General features: G+C 61.6%; 13 protein-coding genes and 1 tRNA gene. 7 read left to right on the plus strand and 7 right to left on the minus strand.

Going from position 1 to position 16,030, the window contains the following annotated elements; all coding sequences use genetic code 11:
* Window positions 1-32 precede the first annotated feature (32 nt).
* From scpC to ABWV23_RS07280, 3 genes are all read right to left on the minus strand, one after another.
* The gene (gene scpC / locus ABWV23_RS07270; protein WP_353346472.1) at window positions 33-1,547 is read right to left on the minus strand and encodes a succinyl-CoA:acetate CoA-transferase ScpC; all 1,515 of its coding nucleotides are present in this window, start codon (window positions 1,545-1,547) and stop codon (window positions 33-35) included.
* Window positions 1,548-2,483: 936 nt separating this feature from the next.
* A complete protein-coding gene (locus ABWV23_RS07275) occupies window positions 2,484-4,220 on the minus strand; it encodes an ATP-dependent nuclease (RefSeq protein WP_353346474.1) in 1,737 nt (578 codons plus the stop codon).
* Window positions 4,221-4,422: 202 nt separating this feature from the next.
* Entirely contained in the window at window positions 4,423-4,899 is a 477-nt protein-coding gene (locus tag ABWV23_RS07280; RefSeq protein ID WP_353346476.1) for a hypothetical protein, read from the minus strand.
* Window positions 4,900-5,858: 959 nt separating this feature from the next.
* On the opposite strand from ABWV23_RS07280, the gene ABWV23_RS07285 reads away from it, so the two are divergent.
* Both ABWV23_RS07285 and ABWV23_RS07290 read left to right on the plus strand, forming a co-directional pair.
* Entirely contained in the window at window positions 5,859-6,266 is a 408-nt protein-coding gene (locus ABWV23_RS07285; protein ID WP_353346478.1) for a hypothetical protein, read from the plus strand.
* Complete coding sequence (locus ABWV23_RS07290; RefSeq protein ID WP_353346480.1) at window positions 6,253-7,263, plus strand: tyrosine-type recombinase/integrase; 1,011 nt, start codon at window positions 6,253-6,255, stop codon at window positions 7,261-7,263. The genes ABWV23_RS07285 and ABWV23_RS07290 overlap by 14 nt, the downstream gene beginning before the upstream one ends.
* Before the next feature lie 232 nt (window positions 7,264-7,495).
* On the opposite strand, the gene ABWV23_RS07295 is transcribed toward ABWV23_RS07290, so the two are convergent.
* Window positions 7,496-7,569 (minus strand) — tRNA-Cys (locus ABWV23_RS07295).
* Window positions 7,570-7,835: 266 nt separating this feature from the next.
* Between ABWV23_RS07295 and ABWV23_RS07300 the strand changes: the two genes are divergently transcribed.
* The 3 genes from ABWV23_RS07300 (at window position 7,836) to ABWV23_RS07310 (ending at window position 10,990) form a co-directional block, all read left to right on the plus strand.
* The gene (locus ABWV23_RS07300) at window positions 7,836-8,489 is read left to right on the plus strand and encodes a protein-L-isoaspartate O-methyltransferase family protein (RefSeq protein WP_353346482.1); all 654 of its coding nucleotides are present in this window, start codon (window positions 7,836-7,838) and stop codon (window positions 8,487-8,489) included.
* A 65-nt stretch (window positions 8,490-8,554) separates the two neighbouring features.
* A complete protein-coding gene (locus ABWV23_RS07305) occupies window positions 8,555-9,973 on the plus strand; it encodes a TolC family outer membrane protein (protein WP_353346484.1) in 1,419 nt (472 codons plus the stop codon).
* A gap of 75 nt (window positions 9,974-10,048) precedes the next feature.
* A complete protein-coding gene (locus ABWV23_RS07310) occupies window positions 10,049-10,990 on the plus strand; it encodes a hypothetical protein (protein ID WP_353346486.1) in 942 nt (313 codons plus the stop codon).
* Here the strand turns inward: ABWV23_RS07310 and ABWV23_RS07315 are convergent.
* Both ABWV23_RS07315 and ABWV23_RS07320 read right to left on the minus strand, forming a co-directional pair.
* Window positions 10,987-12,450: a cobyric acid synthase gene (locus ABWV23_RS07315; protein ID WP_353346488.1), complete on the minus strand. Its 1,464-nt coding sequence runs from the start codon at window positions 12,448-12,450 to the stop codon at window positions 10,987-10,989. The genes ABWV23_RS07310 and ABWV23_RS07315 overlap by 4 nt on opposite strands.
* Before the next feature lie 86 nt (window positions 12,451-12,536).
* A complete protein-coding gene (locus ABWV23_RS07320) occupies window positions 12,537-12,857 on the minus strand; it encodes a DUF6280 family protein (RefSeq protein ID WP_005849321.1) in 321 nt (106 codons plus the stop codon).
* A gap of 217 nt (window positions 12,858-13,074) precedes the next feature.
* On the opposite strand from ABWV23_RS07320, the gene efp reads away from it, so the two are divergent.
* Window positions 13,075-13,638 carry an elongation factor P gene (efp, locus tag ABWV23_RS07325; protein WP_353346490.1) on the plus strand — a complete coding sequence of 188 codons (564 nt, stop codon included), beginning with the start codon at window positions 13,075-13,077 and terminating at the stop codon, window positions 13,636-13,638.
* Between the two features lie 178 nt (window positions 13,639-13,816).
* Window positions 13,817-15,157, plus strand: a complete 1,341-nt coding sequence (locus ABWV23_RS07330; RefSeq protein ID WP_353346492.1) for a ferredoxin reductase family protein — start codon at window positions 13,817-13,819, stop codon at window positions 15,155-15,157.
* Between the two features lie 117 nt (window positions 15,158-15,274).
* On the opposite strand, the gene ygfZ is transcribed toward ABWV23_RS07330, so the two are convergent.
* Window positions 15,275-16,009, minus strand: coding sequence for a CAF17-like 4Fe-4S cluster assembly/insertion protein YgfZ (ygfZ, locus tag ABWV23_RS07335; protein ID WP_353346494.1), 735 nt, complete (start codon window positions 16,007-16,009; stop codon window positions 15,275-15,277).
* Between the last annotated feature and the right edge of the window lie 21 nt (window positions 16,010-16,030).

Consider the following 16,030-nt stretch of genomic DNA (forward strand, 5'->3'; position numbering starts at 1 on the left):
GGCGCCGGCCGAGAGCCGGCTGCCAGCTCCTATTATTTCATCGAGCCGGTCTCGACGTACCTCTGATGCCAGCTCAGCGCCTCGGACAGGATGTTGGGCGCGTGTTGCCCAAAGGCGCTGTGCCGGGCCCGGGCGACATAGTCGTGCAGGGCATCGCGGTAATCGGGATGCGCGCAGTTCTCGATGATCAGGCTGGCCCTTTGTTTTGGCGCCAGCCCCCGCAGGTCGGCAAGACCCTGTTCGGTGACGATCACCTGCACATCCTGCGAGATGTGGTCGACATGGCTCGCCATCGGAACGATCGCCGAGATATCCCCGCCCTTCGCCGTCGAGGGGGTCATGAAGATCGAGATATAGGCGTTGCGGGCAAAATCGCCCGAGCCGCCGATGCCGTTCTGGATGCGCGCCCCCATGACGTGGGTGGAGTTCACGTTTCCGTAGATGTCGGCCTCGATCAGCCCGTTCATCGCCACGCAGCCCAGCCGGCGGACCAGTTCGGGGTGGTTCGAGATCTCCTGCGGGCGCAGGATCAGCTTGTCGCTGTAGCGATGCGCATCGGCATTGAGCCGTTCGGCCGCCTCGGGGCTGAGCGAGAACGCCGTGGCCGAGGCCATCCGCAGCTTGCCCGCATCCAGCAGGTCGAGCATGCCGTCCTGGATCACCTCGGTAAAGGCGGTCATGTTCTCGAACGGGCTGTCCAGCAGGCCCGACAGAACCGCGTTGGTCACGTTGCCCACCCCCGATTGCAGCGGCAACAGCGCGGCAGGCAGGCGGCCGACCCTGACCTCGTGCCGCAGGAAGTCCAGCAGGTGCCCGGCGATCGCTTCGGCGATGGCATCGGGTTCGGCGAAGGGGGCGTTGCGGTCGGGCGTATCGGTCTCGACGATGGCAACGATCTTGTCGGGATCCACATCGAAATGCGGCTGGCCGATGCGATCATCGGGGTTGACCAACGGGATCGGCTTGCGGTCCGGCGGCAGCGCGGTGCCGTAATAAATGTCATGCATCCCGTGCAGCGCGTCGCTCTGCCAGCGGTTGACCTCGAGGATGATCTTCTCGGCGCGGTCCAGCCAGGTCTTGTTGTTGCCCACCGAGGACGAGGGGATCAGCCCGCCCTCGGGGGTGAAGCCCGAGATTTCCACCACCGCCGTATCCAGCGGCCCGAAGAACCCCTGCCAGGCCATCGGTGCGACCTGGCTCAGGTGCATGTCGAAATAGTTCATTTCGCCCGCGTTGATCTTCTGGCGTGCGACCGGGTCCGAGTTGTAGGGCAGGCGGAAATCGATCCCGTCCGCCTTGGCCAGCGCCCCGTCCAGTTCCGGCCCGGTCGAGGCGCCGGACCAGACCTTGACCCGGAACGGGTTGCCCGCTGCATGCTGTGCCTCGATATGGCCGGCCAGCGCCAGCGGCACCGCCTTGGGATAGCCCGAGCCGGTGAAACCACTCATGCCGACGACGGCGCCGTCATGGATGAGCGAGGCGGCCTCCTCGGCACCCATGATCCTGGATTTGAGGGCATCGGGGGCAATACGGCTGATCTTGGTCACGGGGGCTCACCTTGGCAGTACGATAGAACGGTCCCTCGGCGCCGGGACGCGGCTGTGCTTTGGAGGGGCCGTCGCTGATTAACCGTTCTCTCGACGCACCGAAAGCCCTCAGGCCATCACTGCGCCAATATGCCTAGGGTCCGCACCGCGCCGTGATCACAAGTTTCCGACCGCATCGGCACGTTCGGCCCTTGGCGTCCCTGGGGGGATCGGGTGGTCCCTCCGACGGCAACAGCCGCGCGACCCGATGGCGCAACGCGCCTGTTGACCGGTTTCGGGTGATACTGACGTTCTGCGCAAGCCGACGCCGGCCGCTCGAAAAACTCGGGATCGGAAACCCGGCCCCGCCCTCGCCCCGTCAGCGCGCGTCCAAAATCCGCTAAGTCATTGATTTTAAATGGAGGCGAGTACCGGAATCGAACCGGTGTACACGGATTTGCAAGACTTGGCATGTTTATGAAAACAAAGAACACTTTGTTTAGACGAAAGCCCGTTTTTACCGGAACATAGCGTGAATGTTTAGACGTGTTTTGGGAGGGCGATCACGCCGACCATTGGGCTCCACTTTGGCTCTGTTCATGGTAAACTTTGGAAATATGATGGCTTTTGATTTGGTAAAGTCTATCGGCCTGAGCGGCTTTTGCAGCTTTTGAGCGTAAAGTAAGATATGGCTAAACGCGGAGGTCGCGTCGGATGCCGTGCGAAATTTTCGCTATGCATCAAGTGCTGAGAGCTGACTTTCCCTGAGATAAGGGCGAGTATCTGTTTTTTGTTCGAGGCGGTATTTTTATTTTTTTATATCGTCTATTGCTTAGGACTGTCATGGAGACGCTACTATGCCACATGAGTGAATAAGCCCAGCATTGAGCAGCCTTCGGAAAATCACCAAGGTAACGCGGCTGGAAATCTATTTTCTGCAATAATTTTCTCCGGTGCTCACTTTAATCCGTTCCACGTTCGAACATGGCGGCAGAGTTCATTGATGGCGCATTCAAGATCAAGATGACCTGAAATTGCGTCGAGTCCAATTAGGCGCTCCGCTTTGTGAGCCAGGTCAACTTTTGTTAATGCAAGTTCGGATAGCGCTGGGATTTTCGGAATATCTGTATATTCGTCCTCAATTTTTAATGCTTTTCCCGCCACTTGGCTCCAAATTCGGTTGGGAATGTAGTTTTCGATCTCTTTTCCGGCAGTAACCCAAGCGAATCCGCCCTGATCTTTGACTTGCCGAATAATCTCTTTCTTGGTCGCGTTCAGTCTCATATTCGGTCGTCTCTGTCTGCCGGTTTTCGTTCTCGATGCCTTTGGGCGTCGGTCGCTATCGATAACAACGGCCATGTTTCGGTTCACAGCTAGCATAGCAACTTTCTTAGGAAGCTCTTCAGGTGGAAGAGCATCAAAATGCTTCAACACTTTTCCACCATAAAACATGAAAGTGTAGTGTACGCCCTCTCGGAGTTCTCCGTGCGAAACAATTTCGATCCACTTTTTGATGTAGATGCGGTCAGAAGGTCCTTCAATCCAGATAATACCATTAGCTTGTAGGATGTCTGAGCCGCGAACATCTAAATCTTGCAAAATGCTGGTTTGTCCGGCGTAGTCGAGGACGTTTGCGCAGATGGTTCTATTTTTCTCCCGTTTCACATGGAGAATGGTTGCATCGTCCCGTTTTGTGGCTAAATCAATGCAGATTGGTGAGTGAGTTGTGATGACTAGGCTAAAGTTTCGTTTTTCCCTTTGCTGTGCCAAAAAGTCAATAAGCCTTCTCAGTAGGGCTGGGTGAAGATTGTTTTCGGGTTCCTCTAGGCAGAATATCAATCTGGCTGCCGAACCCGTTTTCTTGACTTTTGGATACAGGCGCAGAAAGGCAAGGACCAAAAAGACCGTTCTTAGCGAGCTTCCAGACTGCGATAGCCGTATATCTCCCTTTCCTTCCTCCCGAAGGTAAATTTCCCATGTTCCAGAAGCTTCATGTTCTTGGCAAATGATCTCCGAGAATTTACTGTCGCCAAGGTAGATTTCGTTGAGATCTCTTAGCAAATGGACTTCGACCAGTTCTCTAGGGAGGTCTTCGCTATTTATGAAGGCCCTAACGAGATTCGTTAACCCACTGCCATTGGAGTCTAATTCTCTGTTCGTTGCGCGTTTTTCCGGTCGCACATCGCGCTCAGCTCGAATACGAGTGTCCCACAAACCGGAGAAGGGGAAATTGAAGCATCTTTCCAATTTGCTTACTGCAGCGGGAAGGCAGTTTTCAAGATTTCCGTCGGTATCTCTGGGCTTAGCGTGGCGTTCTTGGTCGAAGGCCCAGATGAAGCTATAAGGGGAAAATTTCTCCTTAGCGTAGCGCCAGTGATTGCCGTGAATTTCTCCACCGCTTACTCTTTCTGGAAAAGCCGATTTAAGTCTATTTTCGTCAGGCCGCCCTTTGATCTCAATAAGTGGTGCGGTTCCTGCTCTAGACAATGGCCCTTGGAACATAGGGGTCTCTGGTTTGGTGCATTCTTGCAAAACATCCAGAATGGTTGATTTACCTGAATTATTTTTTCCGATAATGAATGTGATGGGGGCAAAGTGAAAAAATCCGCTCCCGTCGTTGTCGAAACATTTCACTCCCCGAATATTGATAGTTATACCGTTTAAAGGGTGGGTTGGGGTTTTCGTTTCGGTCATCGAGTTTCTCACTTCTCGGCTTGTCGTAGATGGCGGGAAATTTCTTTTCGGGTGAGATTGAGTTTTGTAGAGCCGCAATGCAAGTGGGGTTGTCTAATAGCTAGTTCTGTTGGTTGTCGGATTGACCCATCGATCGAAATGGCGGGTGGTGGCCGCTGGCGTCCTATTTTTGGAATGATTTATCTCTGGCGATCAGGGATTTTCACCGAAACTGAACTGGATATCTCAACATGTCATCTTGAGAGTAAGTCGCTGCAATAAAGTGGATTAGGTTGTGTCCTGCTGCGAGAAACTCCTTTGTTCGATGGGCGGTGAAGGGCGCGGGAAGTTGAGCCTTGTTTCCGTGCGCAACATTATTTCGAAGTTGAGCATAGCCGCGCCGTAACAGTATCTGCCAAGATGTAATTTTCACCTCGTCACTGTCCCACCTAAAGCCGCCGTTTTCCGCTTCTATTAAGAAATGAGGTGCTGTTTCTTTTAGAGTTTGAAACCCGGAGTCCTCAAGGCGAAATTCATCAAACGGATGTATGTCTTCCAAAGATTCACTGACTCGATCCCAATTTACACCTGTAACGACTTTGGTTTTTCCATGCACATGGGCAAAATTCGGGTTTAAATTTATCAAGAAGAACTCAAATTTTGCCGCCATGAGCATGAAGCCTGCTATCTCATCGTCCACGGCACCCTCCTACATTTCGTCATGAGACTAATACTTCAGGTAGTTCTAGGGCAAGCTTCTAGTGCTTTTGGGCGATTCGGCGCTTTGTGAAGCATTTCGGCGTGGTATCCAGGGCGGCCTAGATGGCGCTTGGGAGTTCTACATCGCCAGTTTGTGTGCCCTTCGGAGTGCTGCCGGTTCCGTTTCGGACGGTGGAATACCCTTCCCGGCGCGCGCCGCTGCCAGTTACAAGCACCCGCACCGGTAGGCGTGCCCTGTAGGTTGCGGTGATTTTTTATGGGGGTAGTTTCGTTGTGCGGCATGAACCAATCTTCTCTGTCGCAACGGCTCCTCCCTCGGCGGCGGAGCCGCTAAGTCTGATCGGAGACCATGCGCCAGAGGCGCACAAGGACGGGGTTCCCTGCGCCAAAGGCGGAGGGGTGTCCGCAGTATCGGCGTTCTCGCCCAGTCTCCACGATTCGACCAGGGCAGAGGCGAAGCCGTCCCCGAAGGGGCTGCCCTAGTCAGGTGTCTAAGCAGGGCCTTGAACCACGCGCTTGCCCGCCCGGCCTCCGTGCCGGGTGGGCAGGGATACACACTACTCTTGATGGTATATCCCCCTAGTGGTCCCGAACCCACGACAACGCCGGAAAGCACTTGCGCGGCAGGTTCTGGGTTCGGGGCCACTCCCCCCAACTCGGTGGTTAAGAACCCGCTCTCCCTCGGCGCGGTCTTCCGTAGGCTTAGACAGTCATCCAGCACTCAGCACGGCTTGCCGTTCGACACGTCGCGCGGTGATTTAGATTTTTCTGTTAAAGCGTCATGTAGAGGTCGGTAGCCGCGTTTTCGATTATTGCTTCGGAGCGGTTTCGCCTGCCGTGTGCCGCCGAGTTGGTTTCTGAAACGCCGAGTTTCGGTAACAATATGTTTCAGTCTGTATAAGCCCCTAGTGGTCCCTCGCCGGTTGGGTGGGTTGTCCGGTGCGGCTGTTCGTGCCCTACGCTTGTTCCCAGAACGGGTGTTCTCCGGTGTTTCCAGTGTTTTCAGGGGACGCGGAATCCAAGCGGGAAGGGGCGAGTGTTGAACATGGCAAGATGCATCGGTTTTTCAAAGCGATCCGCACCTGCGCTGCTTTCGCAGCCTCACGTTTCCAGCAGGCTCCACGTCTGCTCGATGGTCCGCAATCGGCCCGATCCAAACGGGGGGGCGTTCTGATGGCTAGGTCAACGGTGGAACAACGCGCGCTGGCTTTGCTCAACACCTTCGAGCGGGCCGGAAAGGCGGTCAGCCGCGTCACGGTCGAAGGCAGGAGGATTGAGCTTGTCCTCGCATCGGAGCAAGATTCCGATGAGTTCGACAGGATCGACATGCGTCATGGCAAAGCGTGAGCTTCCCAAACACGTCTACCGGCAGCGGAACGGGATCTACTTCCAGCGGCGCGGATGGGCGTCGCAGAAATTCCAAAGCGAGTTTGGAACGGCGGAGTTCTGGCGGGAGTATGCCGGCATCCTCTCGCAAAAGGACGCGCCGCGCCGGATCGTCTCACGCAACTTCGGAGCCTTGATTGACGACTATCGGAAGTCGCCCAGGTACAGGAACCTGAAACCCCGAACCGGCTTGGACTACGACAAGCATCTCGACTTCTTCCGCAAGATCATGGGCGAGGCCAACCCGGCCAAGATGCAGCGCAAGGACGTGATCCGGCTTCGCGACTCGAATGCCGAGAAAGCGTATTTCGCAAACTACTCTCTGCGGGTGCTGCGTGTTCTCATGGAGCACTGTGTTGATCTGGGTTGGCGGGCCTCCAATCCGGCGAGAGGTGTGCCCGAGCTTAAGTCCCAGAAGAAAAAGCAGCGCGAGCCTTGGCCAAGCCAGCTTCTGGATGCCTACCGCGCGGCTTGTGCACTGGGCACCCGCGAACGCCTTGTGATGGAGCTTTGCGTCGGAACCGGTCAAAGGATCGGTGACGTTCTCAACATGCGCTGGTCGAACATCGAAGACGGGGCCGTCTGGGTTCGGCAAAGCAAGACCTCGAAGGAACTCTGGGTTCCGATCCTTCCCGAGCTGCAAGCGGCTCTGGACGTCGCCAGCAAGCATTCGGTCTTTATCCTGACCAATGAGCGCGGCGCGAACCGATGGTCCTACAGGGGCGCCTCAGCGGCTGTGAGGAAGGTCAGGGAGCGGATAGGGGCCTTGGACTACGATATCCACAGTTGGCGCTACAACGCGGCCTGTGAGCTTCTGGAGGTGGGCTGCGGCGATGATCTCATTGCAGCGGTCACCGGTCAAAGCGCGGCGATGGTCCAGCACTACACGAAAAAGGTTCGTCAGCGGATAAGGGCCGTACAGGCGCAACAGATGCGAACCGAACAAAAACACTCCTGATCGCGTAGAGATTTGAGTGGTCGGCGCTGGGGGAGAATCCCGGCGTCTTTTTCGTTTCTGCTGACCCTTCCGCAACCTCTGGAACTGCGCCGTCGGCGCGGGCCGTTCGGGGCATCCAAAATCCGCCTTGGAACGTCCTCGATGAGAACAGAACAAAAACAGAATGTTTAGACGAATGTTTAGACGCGCCGAGCGGCGCGCGTCCAAAATCCGCTAAGTCATTGATTTTAAATGGAGGCGAGTACCGGAATCGAACCGGTGTACACGGATTTGCAATCCGCTGCGTCACCACTCCGCCAACTCGCCGCTCCGTCGTGGTTGCAGCCTCTTAGCCGCATCCGGATATCTCTGCAAGGGGGCAATGGAATCGGCCGCGCTGCCCGGGGGCGGGGGATGTCGATGGGGGCCCGACATCATCGCGCCATGGTTTCAAGGGGGGGGCGAAACGGCCCGCATCCGGTCTCGGGAGACACTGCAAGAGCGCATGCGGCGGGAAATCGCGTCTCGGCCCGTTGCCGGGGGGGCGGGGATGTGGCAAAAGCCTGCAAGGGACTGAACAACCGAGTTTAGCAATGACAGACTTTGCCGCCCGCCGCCGGATGATGGTCGATACCCAGATCCGTCCGTCCGATGTAACCAAGTACCCGATCATCGACGCCGTGCTGGCGGTCCCGCGCGAATTGTTCGTGCCCGACGCGCAGCGTGACGTCGCCTATGCGGGTGAGGATCTGGAACTGGGCGGGGGGCGTGTCCTGCTGGAGCCGCGCACGCTGGCCAAGATGCTTGATACGCTCGACATCGGCGCGGACGAGCTGGTGCTGGATGTGGGCTGCGGTTTTGGCTACTCGGCGGCGGTAATGGCGCGTCTGGCGCAGGCCGTGGTCGCCGTCGAACAGGACGAGGCGATGGCCAAAGAGGCCACGGATTTGTTGTCCGAGGTCGGCGCCGACAACGTGATCGTGCACCAGGGGCCGCTGGCCGAGGGCGCGACGGAACACGGGCCCTACGACGTGATACTCGTCGAGGGCGGTGTCGAGGACGTACCGGCCGCGCTGCTTGCACAGCTCAAGGAGGGCGGGCGAATCGCGTGCCTCTTCGTCGATGGCGCGGTGGGCGAGCTGCGGATCGGCTACAAGTCCGACGGCGAAATGTCGTGGCGGTTCGAGTTCAACGCCGCCGCGCCCGTCCTGCCGGGGTTCGAGGCACAACAGGCCTTCGCGCTCTGATCGCGGGGCCGGGAGCGAAAAAACTGAAAACAGACCCCGGCATTCGGGGCATCGGAGACTGGGTCATGAGCAAGGCAGCGTTCAAAGGCATCCTCGGAGCGGTGGTGATCACGGGGGGGCTGGCCCTTGCGGCGCTGACTCCGCGGGCCGCACAGGCCGAGAACATCGTCGACGCCCTGATCGGCGCCTATAACAACAGCGGCCTTCTGGAACAGAACCGCGCCCTGTTGCGGGCCGCGGACGAGGATGTGGCCACTGCGGTGGCGCAATTGCGCCCGGTGATCTCGTGGACCGCAGAGGCGACCCGGACAGTGATCCACGGGACGTCCTCGGGTATCCCATTCAGCAACCCTTCATCGGATCTCTACACTGGCCTGACCATCAGTCAGATCCTTTATGATGGCGGGCAGCGCAAGCTGAGCAAGCAGGCAGCGCAGGAGACCGTTCTGGCCACCCGCCAGCAACTCCTGAACATCGAGCAACAGATCCTGTTCCGCGCCGCCTCGGCCTATCTCAACGTGGTGCTGCAATCGGAAAACGTGCGCCTGCGCCAAAACAACGTGCGCCTGCTGGGCGAGGAACTGCGTGCTGCGCAGGATCGGTTCGACGTGGGCGAGGTGACCCGCACCGACGTCGCCTTGGCGCAGGCCCAGCTTGCGGCGGCGCGGTCGGGGTTGTCCTCGGCGCGCGGGGCGCTGATCAACGCACAGGCCGAATATGCCACCGCCGTGGGCCGCAAGCCTGGGCCGCTGACCGGTCAGCCCCGCCTGCCCAAGGCCGCCGCCTCGCTGGATGCGGCAACGGCAATCGCGGTGCGCAACCATCCCAGCATCCTGGCCGCACAGCACCAGGTGAAGGCCACCGAGCTGGTGGCGCTGAGCGCGGCCAAGACCATGGGGCCGTCGGCCTCGCTCACGGGGTACTACGGTACATCAGATGATGCGGATACCGCGGATCGCTATACCACCGGTTCGGTCTCGCTCACCGTGACGCAGCCGATCTACCAGGGCGGGTCGCTGGCGTCGCAGTACCGCCGGACACTGGCCAACCGGGACGCGGCCAAATCCGGCTTGCTGACCGCGCAGGAGGACGTGGTGCAGGGCGTGGCGAATGCCTTTACCCGCCTTGAAACCGCGCGGGCCAGCCTGATCTCGACGGCAGAACAGGTGCGCGCGGCGCGGGTGGCCTTCGAAGGGGTCCGGGAAGAGGCAAAGCTGGGCGCACGGACCACGCTTGACGTTCTGTCGGCCGAACAGGACCTGCTGGACGCGCAGACCAACCAGATCTCGGCCCGGGCCGAACAGGCGGTCGCGACCTATCAGCTGTTGCAGGCGCAGGGCCTTCTGACCGCCGAGCGGCTGGGCCTTGCAGTGCAGATCTACGACCCCACGCTCTATTACAACCTCGTCAAGACGGCGCCGTCCAAGCTCAGCAAGCGGAGCAAGGATCTCGATCGTGTGCTCAAGGCGCTGGGCAAGAACTGAGAATTCTCGGCTCCCGGTTGTTCGAATCCCGGGCAGGGGGTACACTCCTGTTCGAGGCGAGAGTGGAAAACAAACATGTCTGACCCCGTCACGAATGCACAGATCGAGGACGTCCTGTCCTCGATTCGCCGTCTGGTAAGCGATGATGGCCGGCCGGTCGAGCCTATCGCGCCCCCCAAGGCCACGGCTGAACGACCTTCCGAATCGACCGCGGCCAAGGCGGATCGCCTGGTCCTGACGCCGGCGTTGCGGGTGACCGAGGCGGAAAACACGGCGATGGGCGCAGAAGAGGCGGCGACCCCGCCTTCCGCCCCCACCGTCGCTGCGGGCGCCGATCCGGCCCCCTGGTCCGCCCCGGACGCGACCCTGTTCGCCACCGTGGGCGAGGAGGCCCCGGAGGACGAGGCGGTCGAGACTGGGACCGCTGTCGACGACGATACCGCGGCGGTGAGTGCTGCGCCCTCCGAACCGGCACCCGACCTTGACCCGCCACACCTCGATCTGCCGCTCCTTGACGCGCCCGAGGCGGGCGACGACGCCGTATCAGCAGATGACGCGGCGGACGAGGTTGCTGACGAGACCGGGCAAATGCCCGACGCCGGACCTTGGGCTGCCTTCCCGGACAAGGAGGGGGAATTTGCCGATCAGTCCCCGACGTTCCACTCCACCCGGGCGGAAAACCTGAGCGCCAAGATCGAGGTGCTGGAGGCCGTCATCGGCCGCACCCGAGACCAGTGGGAACCGGACGGCACCAGCGACGACGCCTATGCCGGCACGCCGGTCGAGGGGATCGGTTGGCACGAGGTCGAAGACGACACCGCGCAGGACATCGACGAGGAGTCCGACGATCTGGCCACCGACGAGGCGGTGATCGACGAGGACAGCCTGCGCGAACTGGTGGCCGAGATCGTGCGGCAGGAATTGCAGGGCGCGTTGGGCGAGCGGATCACCCGCAACGTGCGCAAGCTGGTCCGCCGCGAGATCCACCGCGTGCTGGCCGCGCAGGACCTCGACTAGCCCCGCAGCGGGGCGGCCAGACCCAACAGCGCGTCCACGTCCAGATAGGTTTCCAGGTGATCGGCCAGCGCATCCAGCGTGGCCTCGACGCCCGCCTCATAGGCCGCGTCCGACCGGTGCCCCAGCCCGCGCAGGTACGCGGTGCGAAACCCGTCCGAGGCGAACAGCCCGTGCAGGTAGCTGCCCCGCACCCGCCCGTCGGGCGAGGCCGCGCCCTCGATCCGGCCCTCGACCGAAAGCCAGCCGCGTGCCCGATCCGGCCCCTCGGTGCGGCCCAGATGGATCTCGTACCCGGTGACGGGCGCACCGTCCGGCAGGGCGGTCGCCACCCGCGGGCTGACCGTCTTGTCGCCCCGCATCACCGTTTCCACCTCCAGCAGGCCAAGCCCCGGATCGGTGCCTGGCGGCCCCTCCAGCCCGTCGGGATCGGCGATCGACCGGCCCAGCATCTGGTAGCCGCCGCACAGGCCCAGCACATGCCCGCCCCGGCGCAGGTGCGCCTTGAGGTCGATGTCCCAGCCCTGCGCGCGAAAGAACGACAGGTCACCGCGCGTCGACTTGCTGCCGGGGATCAGCACCAGGTCGGCATCTCCGGGCAGGGGGCGGCCCGGCGGCACGATCTCGACCGCGACCGAGGGTTCGGCAGAGAGCGGGTCGAGATCGTCGAAATTCGCCATCCGTGGCAGCTGCGGCACCGCCACCTTGCAGGCGCCGTCCTGGTCCGCCCCGCGCGAGGCGATATCCATCATGTCCTCGGCCGGCAGTCGCCAGGCGTCGTGGAACCACGGCACCACCCCCAGGCAGGGCCAGCCGGTGCGCGCGGCAATATCGTCGCGACCGGCGTCGAACAGGGCAAGATCTCCGCGAAACCGGTTGATCGCGAAACCCGCGATCATGGCTCGGTCGTCGGCGTCCAGCATCGCCTGCGTGCCGACTATCTGGGCGATCACGCCGCCCCGGTCGATATCGCCCACCAGGACAACCGGCACCCCGGCCGCGCGGGCAAAGCCCATGTTGGCAATGTCGCCGCGGCGCAGGTTGGTCTCGGCCGGGCTGCCGGCCCCCTCGATCAGCACAAGGTCGGCGCCGGCGGCGAGGCGATGAAAGCTTTCCAGCACCACGTCCAGCAGCGCCCCCTTGTCGCGCTGATAGCGGGCGGCCTCCTGCGTGCTGCGACGGCGGCCCTGCACCACCAGTTGCGCGCCGGTCTCGCTCTCGGGTTTCAGCAGAACCGGGTTCATGTCGGTGTGCGGCGCGCGTCCCGCCGCACGGGCCTGCAACGCCTGGGCGCGACCGATCTCGCCGCCATCGGCGGTGGCGGCGGCGTTGTTCGACATGTTCTGCGGCTTGAACGGCGCCACCGAGAGCCCGCGCCGCCTGGCCGCGCGGCACAGCCCCGCCACCAACAGCGACTTTCCGACATTGCTGCCGGTGCCCTGGATCATGATCGCGCGGGTCATCTGTGGACCTCCCGTATCGCCGGCCTTGGGGCGGGCGAAAAAAAACGCGCCTCAAGGGGCGCGTTTCTCAGGATGGGGGAAAGCGGTCAGGCGGCCTCGGCCTGCTGGGCGGCGTGGCGACGCTCGCTCTCTTCGCGCGACAGCGCGACCGAGGTGCGCACACCCTTGCCGACAAAGTCCATCAGGCCTTCCACCACGCGTTCGTTCGGGTCGATCCCGGCGCAGCTCAGCACTTCGCGGCCGTCGCGGGACCGCGCCCAACGCGCGATCTGCTCGGGTCCGTTGCCATATTTCTTGTCATCGGCGATGGCGTCGTCGAGGGCGGCCAGTACAACGGCCGCAAAGAGTTTACGGGCACGATTGCCTTGCTCGTTATTGAAGGCAGTGCCGTCAACGAAATCTTTCATCCCGTTTCCTTGTTTTTCTTGCTCTTGCAATTTTTGGCGTGGCGTTGCTTATGACCGATCGAGACTGATTCTGGCACCCCAAAACTGCATGTCTGCAATGCGTCCGGCGCATGGCTTTCTGCGGGTGCAACACGAGATATCGTTGTCTTGCATGGTCCAAGCCCGCCAGATATAGGGTTCGCATTCCGAGCATCAACCTCGTCTCAAGGATTTTATCATGCCCAAGATCAACGGAAACGAGATCCGCCCCGGCAACGTGCTGGAGCATAACGGCGGATTGTGGGCGGCCGTAAAGGTAGACCACGTCAAGCCCGGCAAGGGCGGTGCCTTCGCGCAGGTCGAGATGCGCAACCTGCGCAATGGCTCCAAGCTGAACGAACGCTTCCGCAGCGCCGACAAGGTCGAACGCGTGCGCCTGGAACAGAAGGACATGCAGTTCCTCTACGAAACCGACGGCATGCTGGTGTTCATGGACACCGAGACCTACGACCAGGTCGAACTGCCCTCCGAGATCCTCGGCGACCGTCGCCCGTTCTTGCAGGACGGCATGACCATCGTGGTGGAATTCCACGAGGCCGAGGCGTTGAACGCCACGCTGCCCCAAAAGGTCACCTGCAAGGTGGTCGAGACCGAGCCGGTGGTAAAGGGACAGACCGCCGCCAACAGCTTCAAGCCGGCGATCCTCGACAACGGGGTCAAGGTGATGGTGCCGCCCTTCGTCGGGCAGGACGAGGACATCATCGTCAACACCGAAACCATGGACTACGCCGAACGGGCCTGACCCGCTCGCCGCGTGCGACCCTTTCGCCCACGCAGTCATAGATGCTGCGTGGGCTTATTTTATTTTTTCCTCCGACGGAATATTACCGGCCCTTCGTATGACCTTTATGGCGCATGGCGCGCCCCGCGCGAACAGGGGGCGGCGTCGGGTGCCGGTAATCCGTTTTGGGAATTCAGTTATGACTAGAATCAGATTTGCCCTCTGGGGCATTCTCTCCGTCCTGAGCGCCGCCTGGCTGCTCGCCAACCTGCCAATCCCCGATACCCTGAGCTTCATCGCTGTTCGCAACCTGCTGGTGCAGTACTCCGGGGTGCTGGCGATCGGCGCCATGAGCGCGGCAATGATCCTCGCCACCCGCGCCAAGTGGCTGGAGCCGTGGTTGAACGGCCTCGACAAGTCCTATCGCCTGCACAAGTGGCTGGGCATCACTGCGCTGGTGGTCTCGGTGACCCACTGGATCGCGGCCAAGGGGCCGAAGTGGCTGGTCCAATGGGGGGTGATGGAGCGTCCCAAGCGCGGCGGGCCGCCGGCGGACGCGGCGGAACCGGGCGCGATACAGGCGTTCTTCAACAGCTTGCGCGACACCGCGGAAGGCTTGGGCGAATGGGCCTTTTACGCGGTGATCCTGCTGATCCTGTTGGCGCTGATCAAGCGGTTTCCCTACAAGTATTTCGTCTCTACCCACACGCTGATCGCCGTGGCTTACCTCGTGCTGGTGTTCCACGGCGCCGTTCTGATGAATTTCGACGCCTGGAGCCAGCCGCTCGGCATCGTCACCGCGCTCTTGATGCTCGGCGGTGTGATCTCGGCGGCGCTGGCGCTCAGCCGTCAGATCGGGCGTCGTCACAAGGTAGCGGGCCGGATCGAGGCGGTTCGTAGCTTCCCCTCGATGCGCATCACCGAGGTCGAGGTCAAGCTGGACGCGGGCTGGGCGGGGCATGACGCGGGCCAGTTCGCCTTCGTCACCTTTGACCGCAGCGAGGGCAAACACCCCTTTACCATCGCCTCGGCCTGGGATCCGGCGACCCGGTGCATCACCTTCATCACCAAGGCACTGGGCGATTACACCCGCTTCCTGCCCGAACAACTCATGGTGGGCGGCGCGGCCACGGTCGAGGGGCCCTATGGCCGCTTTACCTTCGATGACGACAAGCCGCGTCAGATCTGGATTGGCGGCGGCATCGGCATCACCCCGTTCATCGCCCGGATGAAGCAACTGGCAATATCGCCCGGGACCAAGCAGATCGACCTGATCCACAGCGTACCGGAGATCGCGCCCGAGGCGCTGGAACTGCTCAAGGCGGATGCCGAGGCGGCGGGGGTCACCCTGCACCTGATGATAGACAGCCGCGACGGGGCATTGACCGGCGACCGGCTGCGCCAGATGGTGCCGGATTGGACATCTGCCAGCGTCTGGTTCTGCGGCCCGGCCGGGTTCGGTCAGGCCATGCGAGGGGATCTGGTGGCCCACGGCCTTGCCGCCGGGGATTTCCATCAGGAGCTGTTCAACATGCGCTGAACCCGGCGCAGAATGAGCCTTCACAATGGCAAGGGGGTCGGCGCGCGGGCGCCGGCCCCTTTTTCTGTCCGGCGCTCGTCCAAGGCCCGCTAGCGCGGCGGTTCCGCAGGGCCGGGCTCAGTCCAGGCGCAGCCGCGCCGCGCCGGCGGTCATCTCGCCCTTGGCCCGGTCGAGACGCAGATAGGCGATGCCATGCCCGCCCGACTGGGTGAACAGCGTACCGGCGGGCTTGCCATCGGCCAGGATCTCGGTGCCCACCGGCGCGGCGCCCTTGACCTGCACGCGGCGCAAACCCTTGCGCAGCTCGGTCTTGTGCTTCATCCGCGCGGTGACCTCCTGACCGACATAGCAGCCCTTGCGGAAATCGACGCCGTTCAGCGCCTCGAACCCGGATTCGAGGATATAGCTGTCGGGCGTCAGCTCGATCCCGGTCTCGGGGATGCAATGGGCGACCCGGATCGCGTCCCAGTCGGTGCCGTCGTCGCCTTCGGGCGCGGCGGTATAGGCGCGCCAGCCCATCTCCGGGTGACGCGGGTCGGGCAGGGCGCCCTCGGGCGCCGGTCCGGTGCCGCGCTGCAGCTGCAACCCGCTGGGTGCAATCGTGACCTTGGCGCGCAGCTTGTACATGGTCAGCCGCCTGATCAGGTCATCGGCCAGCCCCTCGGCCACGTCGAGCAACACGCCGTCGCCGTCGCGGGCGAGGAAGAAGTCGGCGATATACTTGCCCTGCGGCGTCAGCAGCGCGGCATAGACCAGCCCCTGTTCGAGCTTGGCCGTGTCATTGGTGATCAGCCCCTGGAGGAACTCTTCGGTATCCGGCCCGGTCAGGCGGAGAATGCGGCGCGCGGTCATGTCGGGCTCCTTGCTGTCCTT

Origin of the sequence: Aquicoccus sp. SU-CL01552, from assembly GCF_040365005.1 — a bacterium.
GTDB lineage: Bacteria > Pseudomonadota > Alphaproteobacteria > Rhodobacterales > Rhodobacteraceae > Antarcticimicrobium.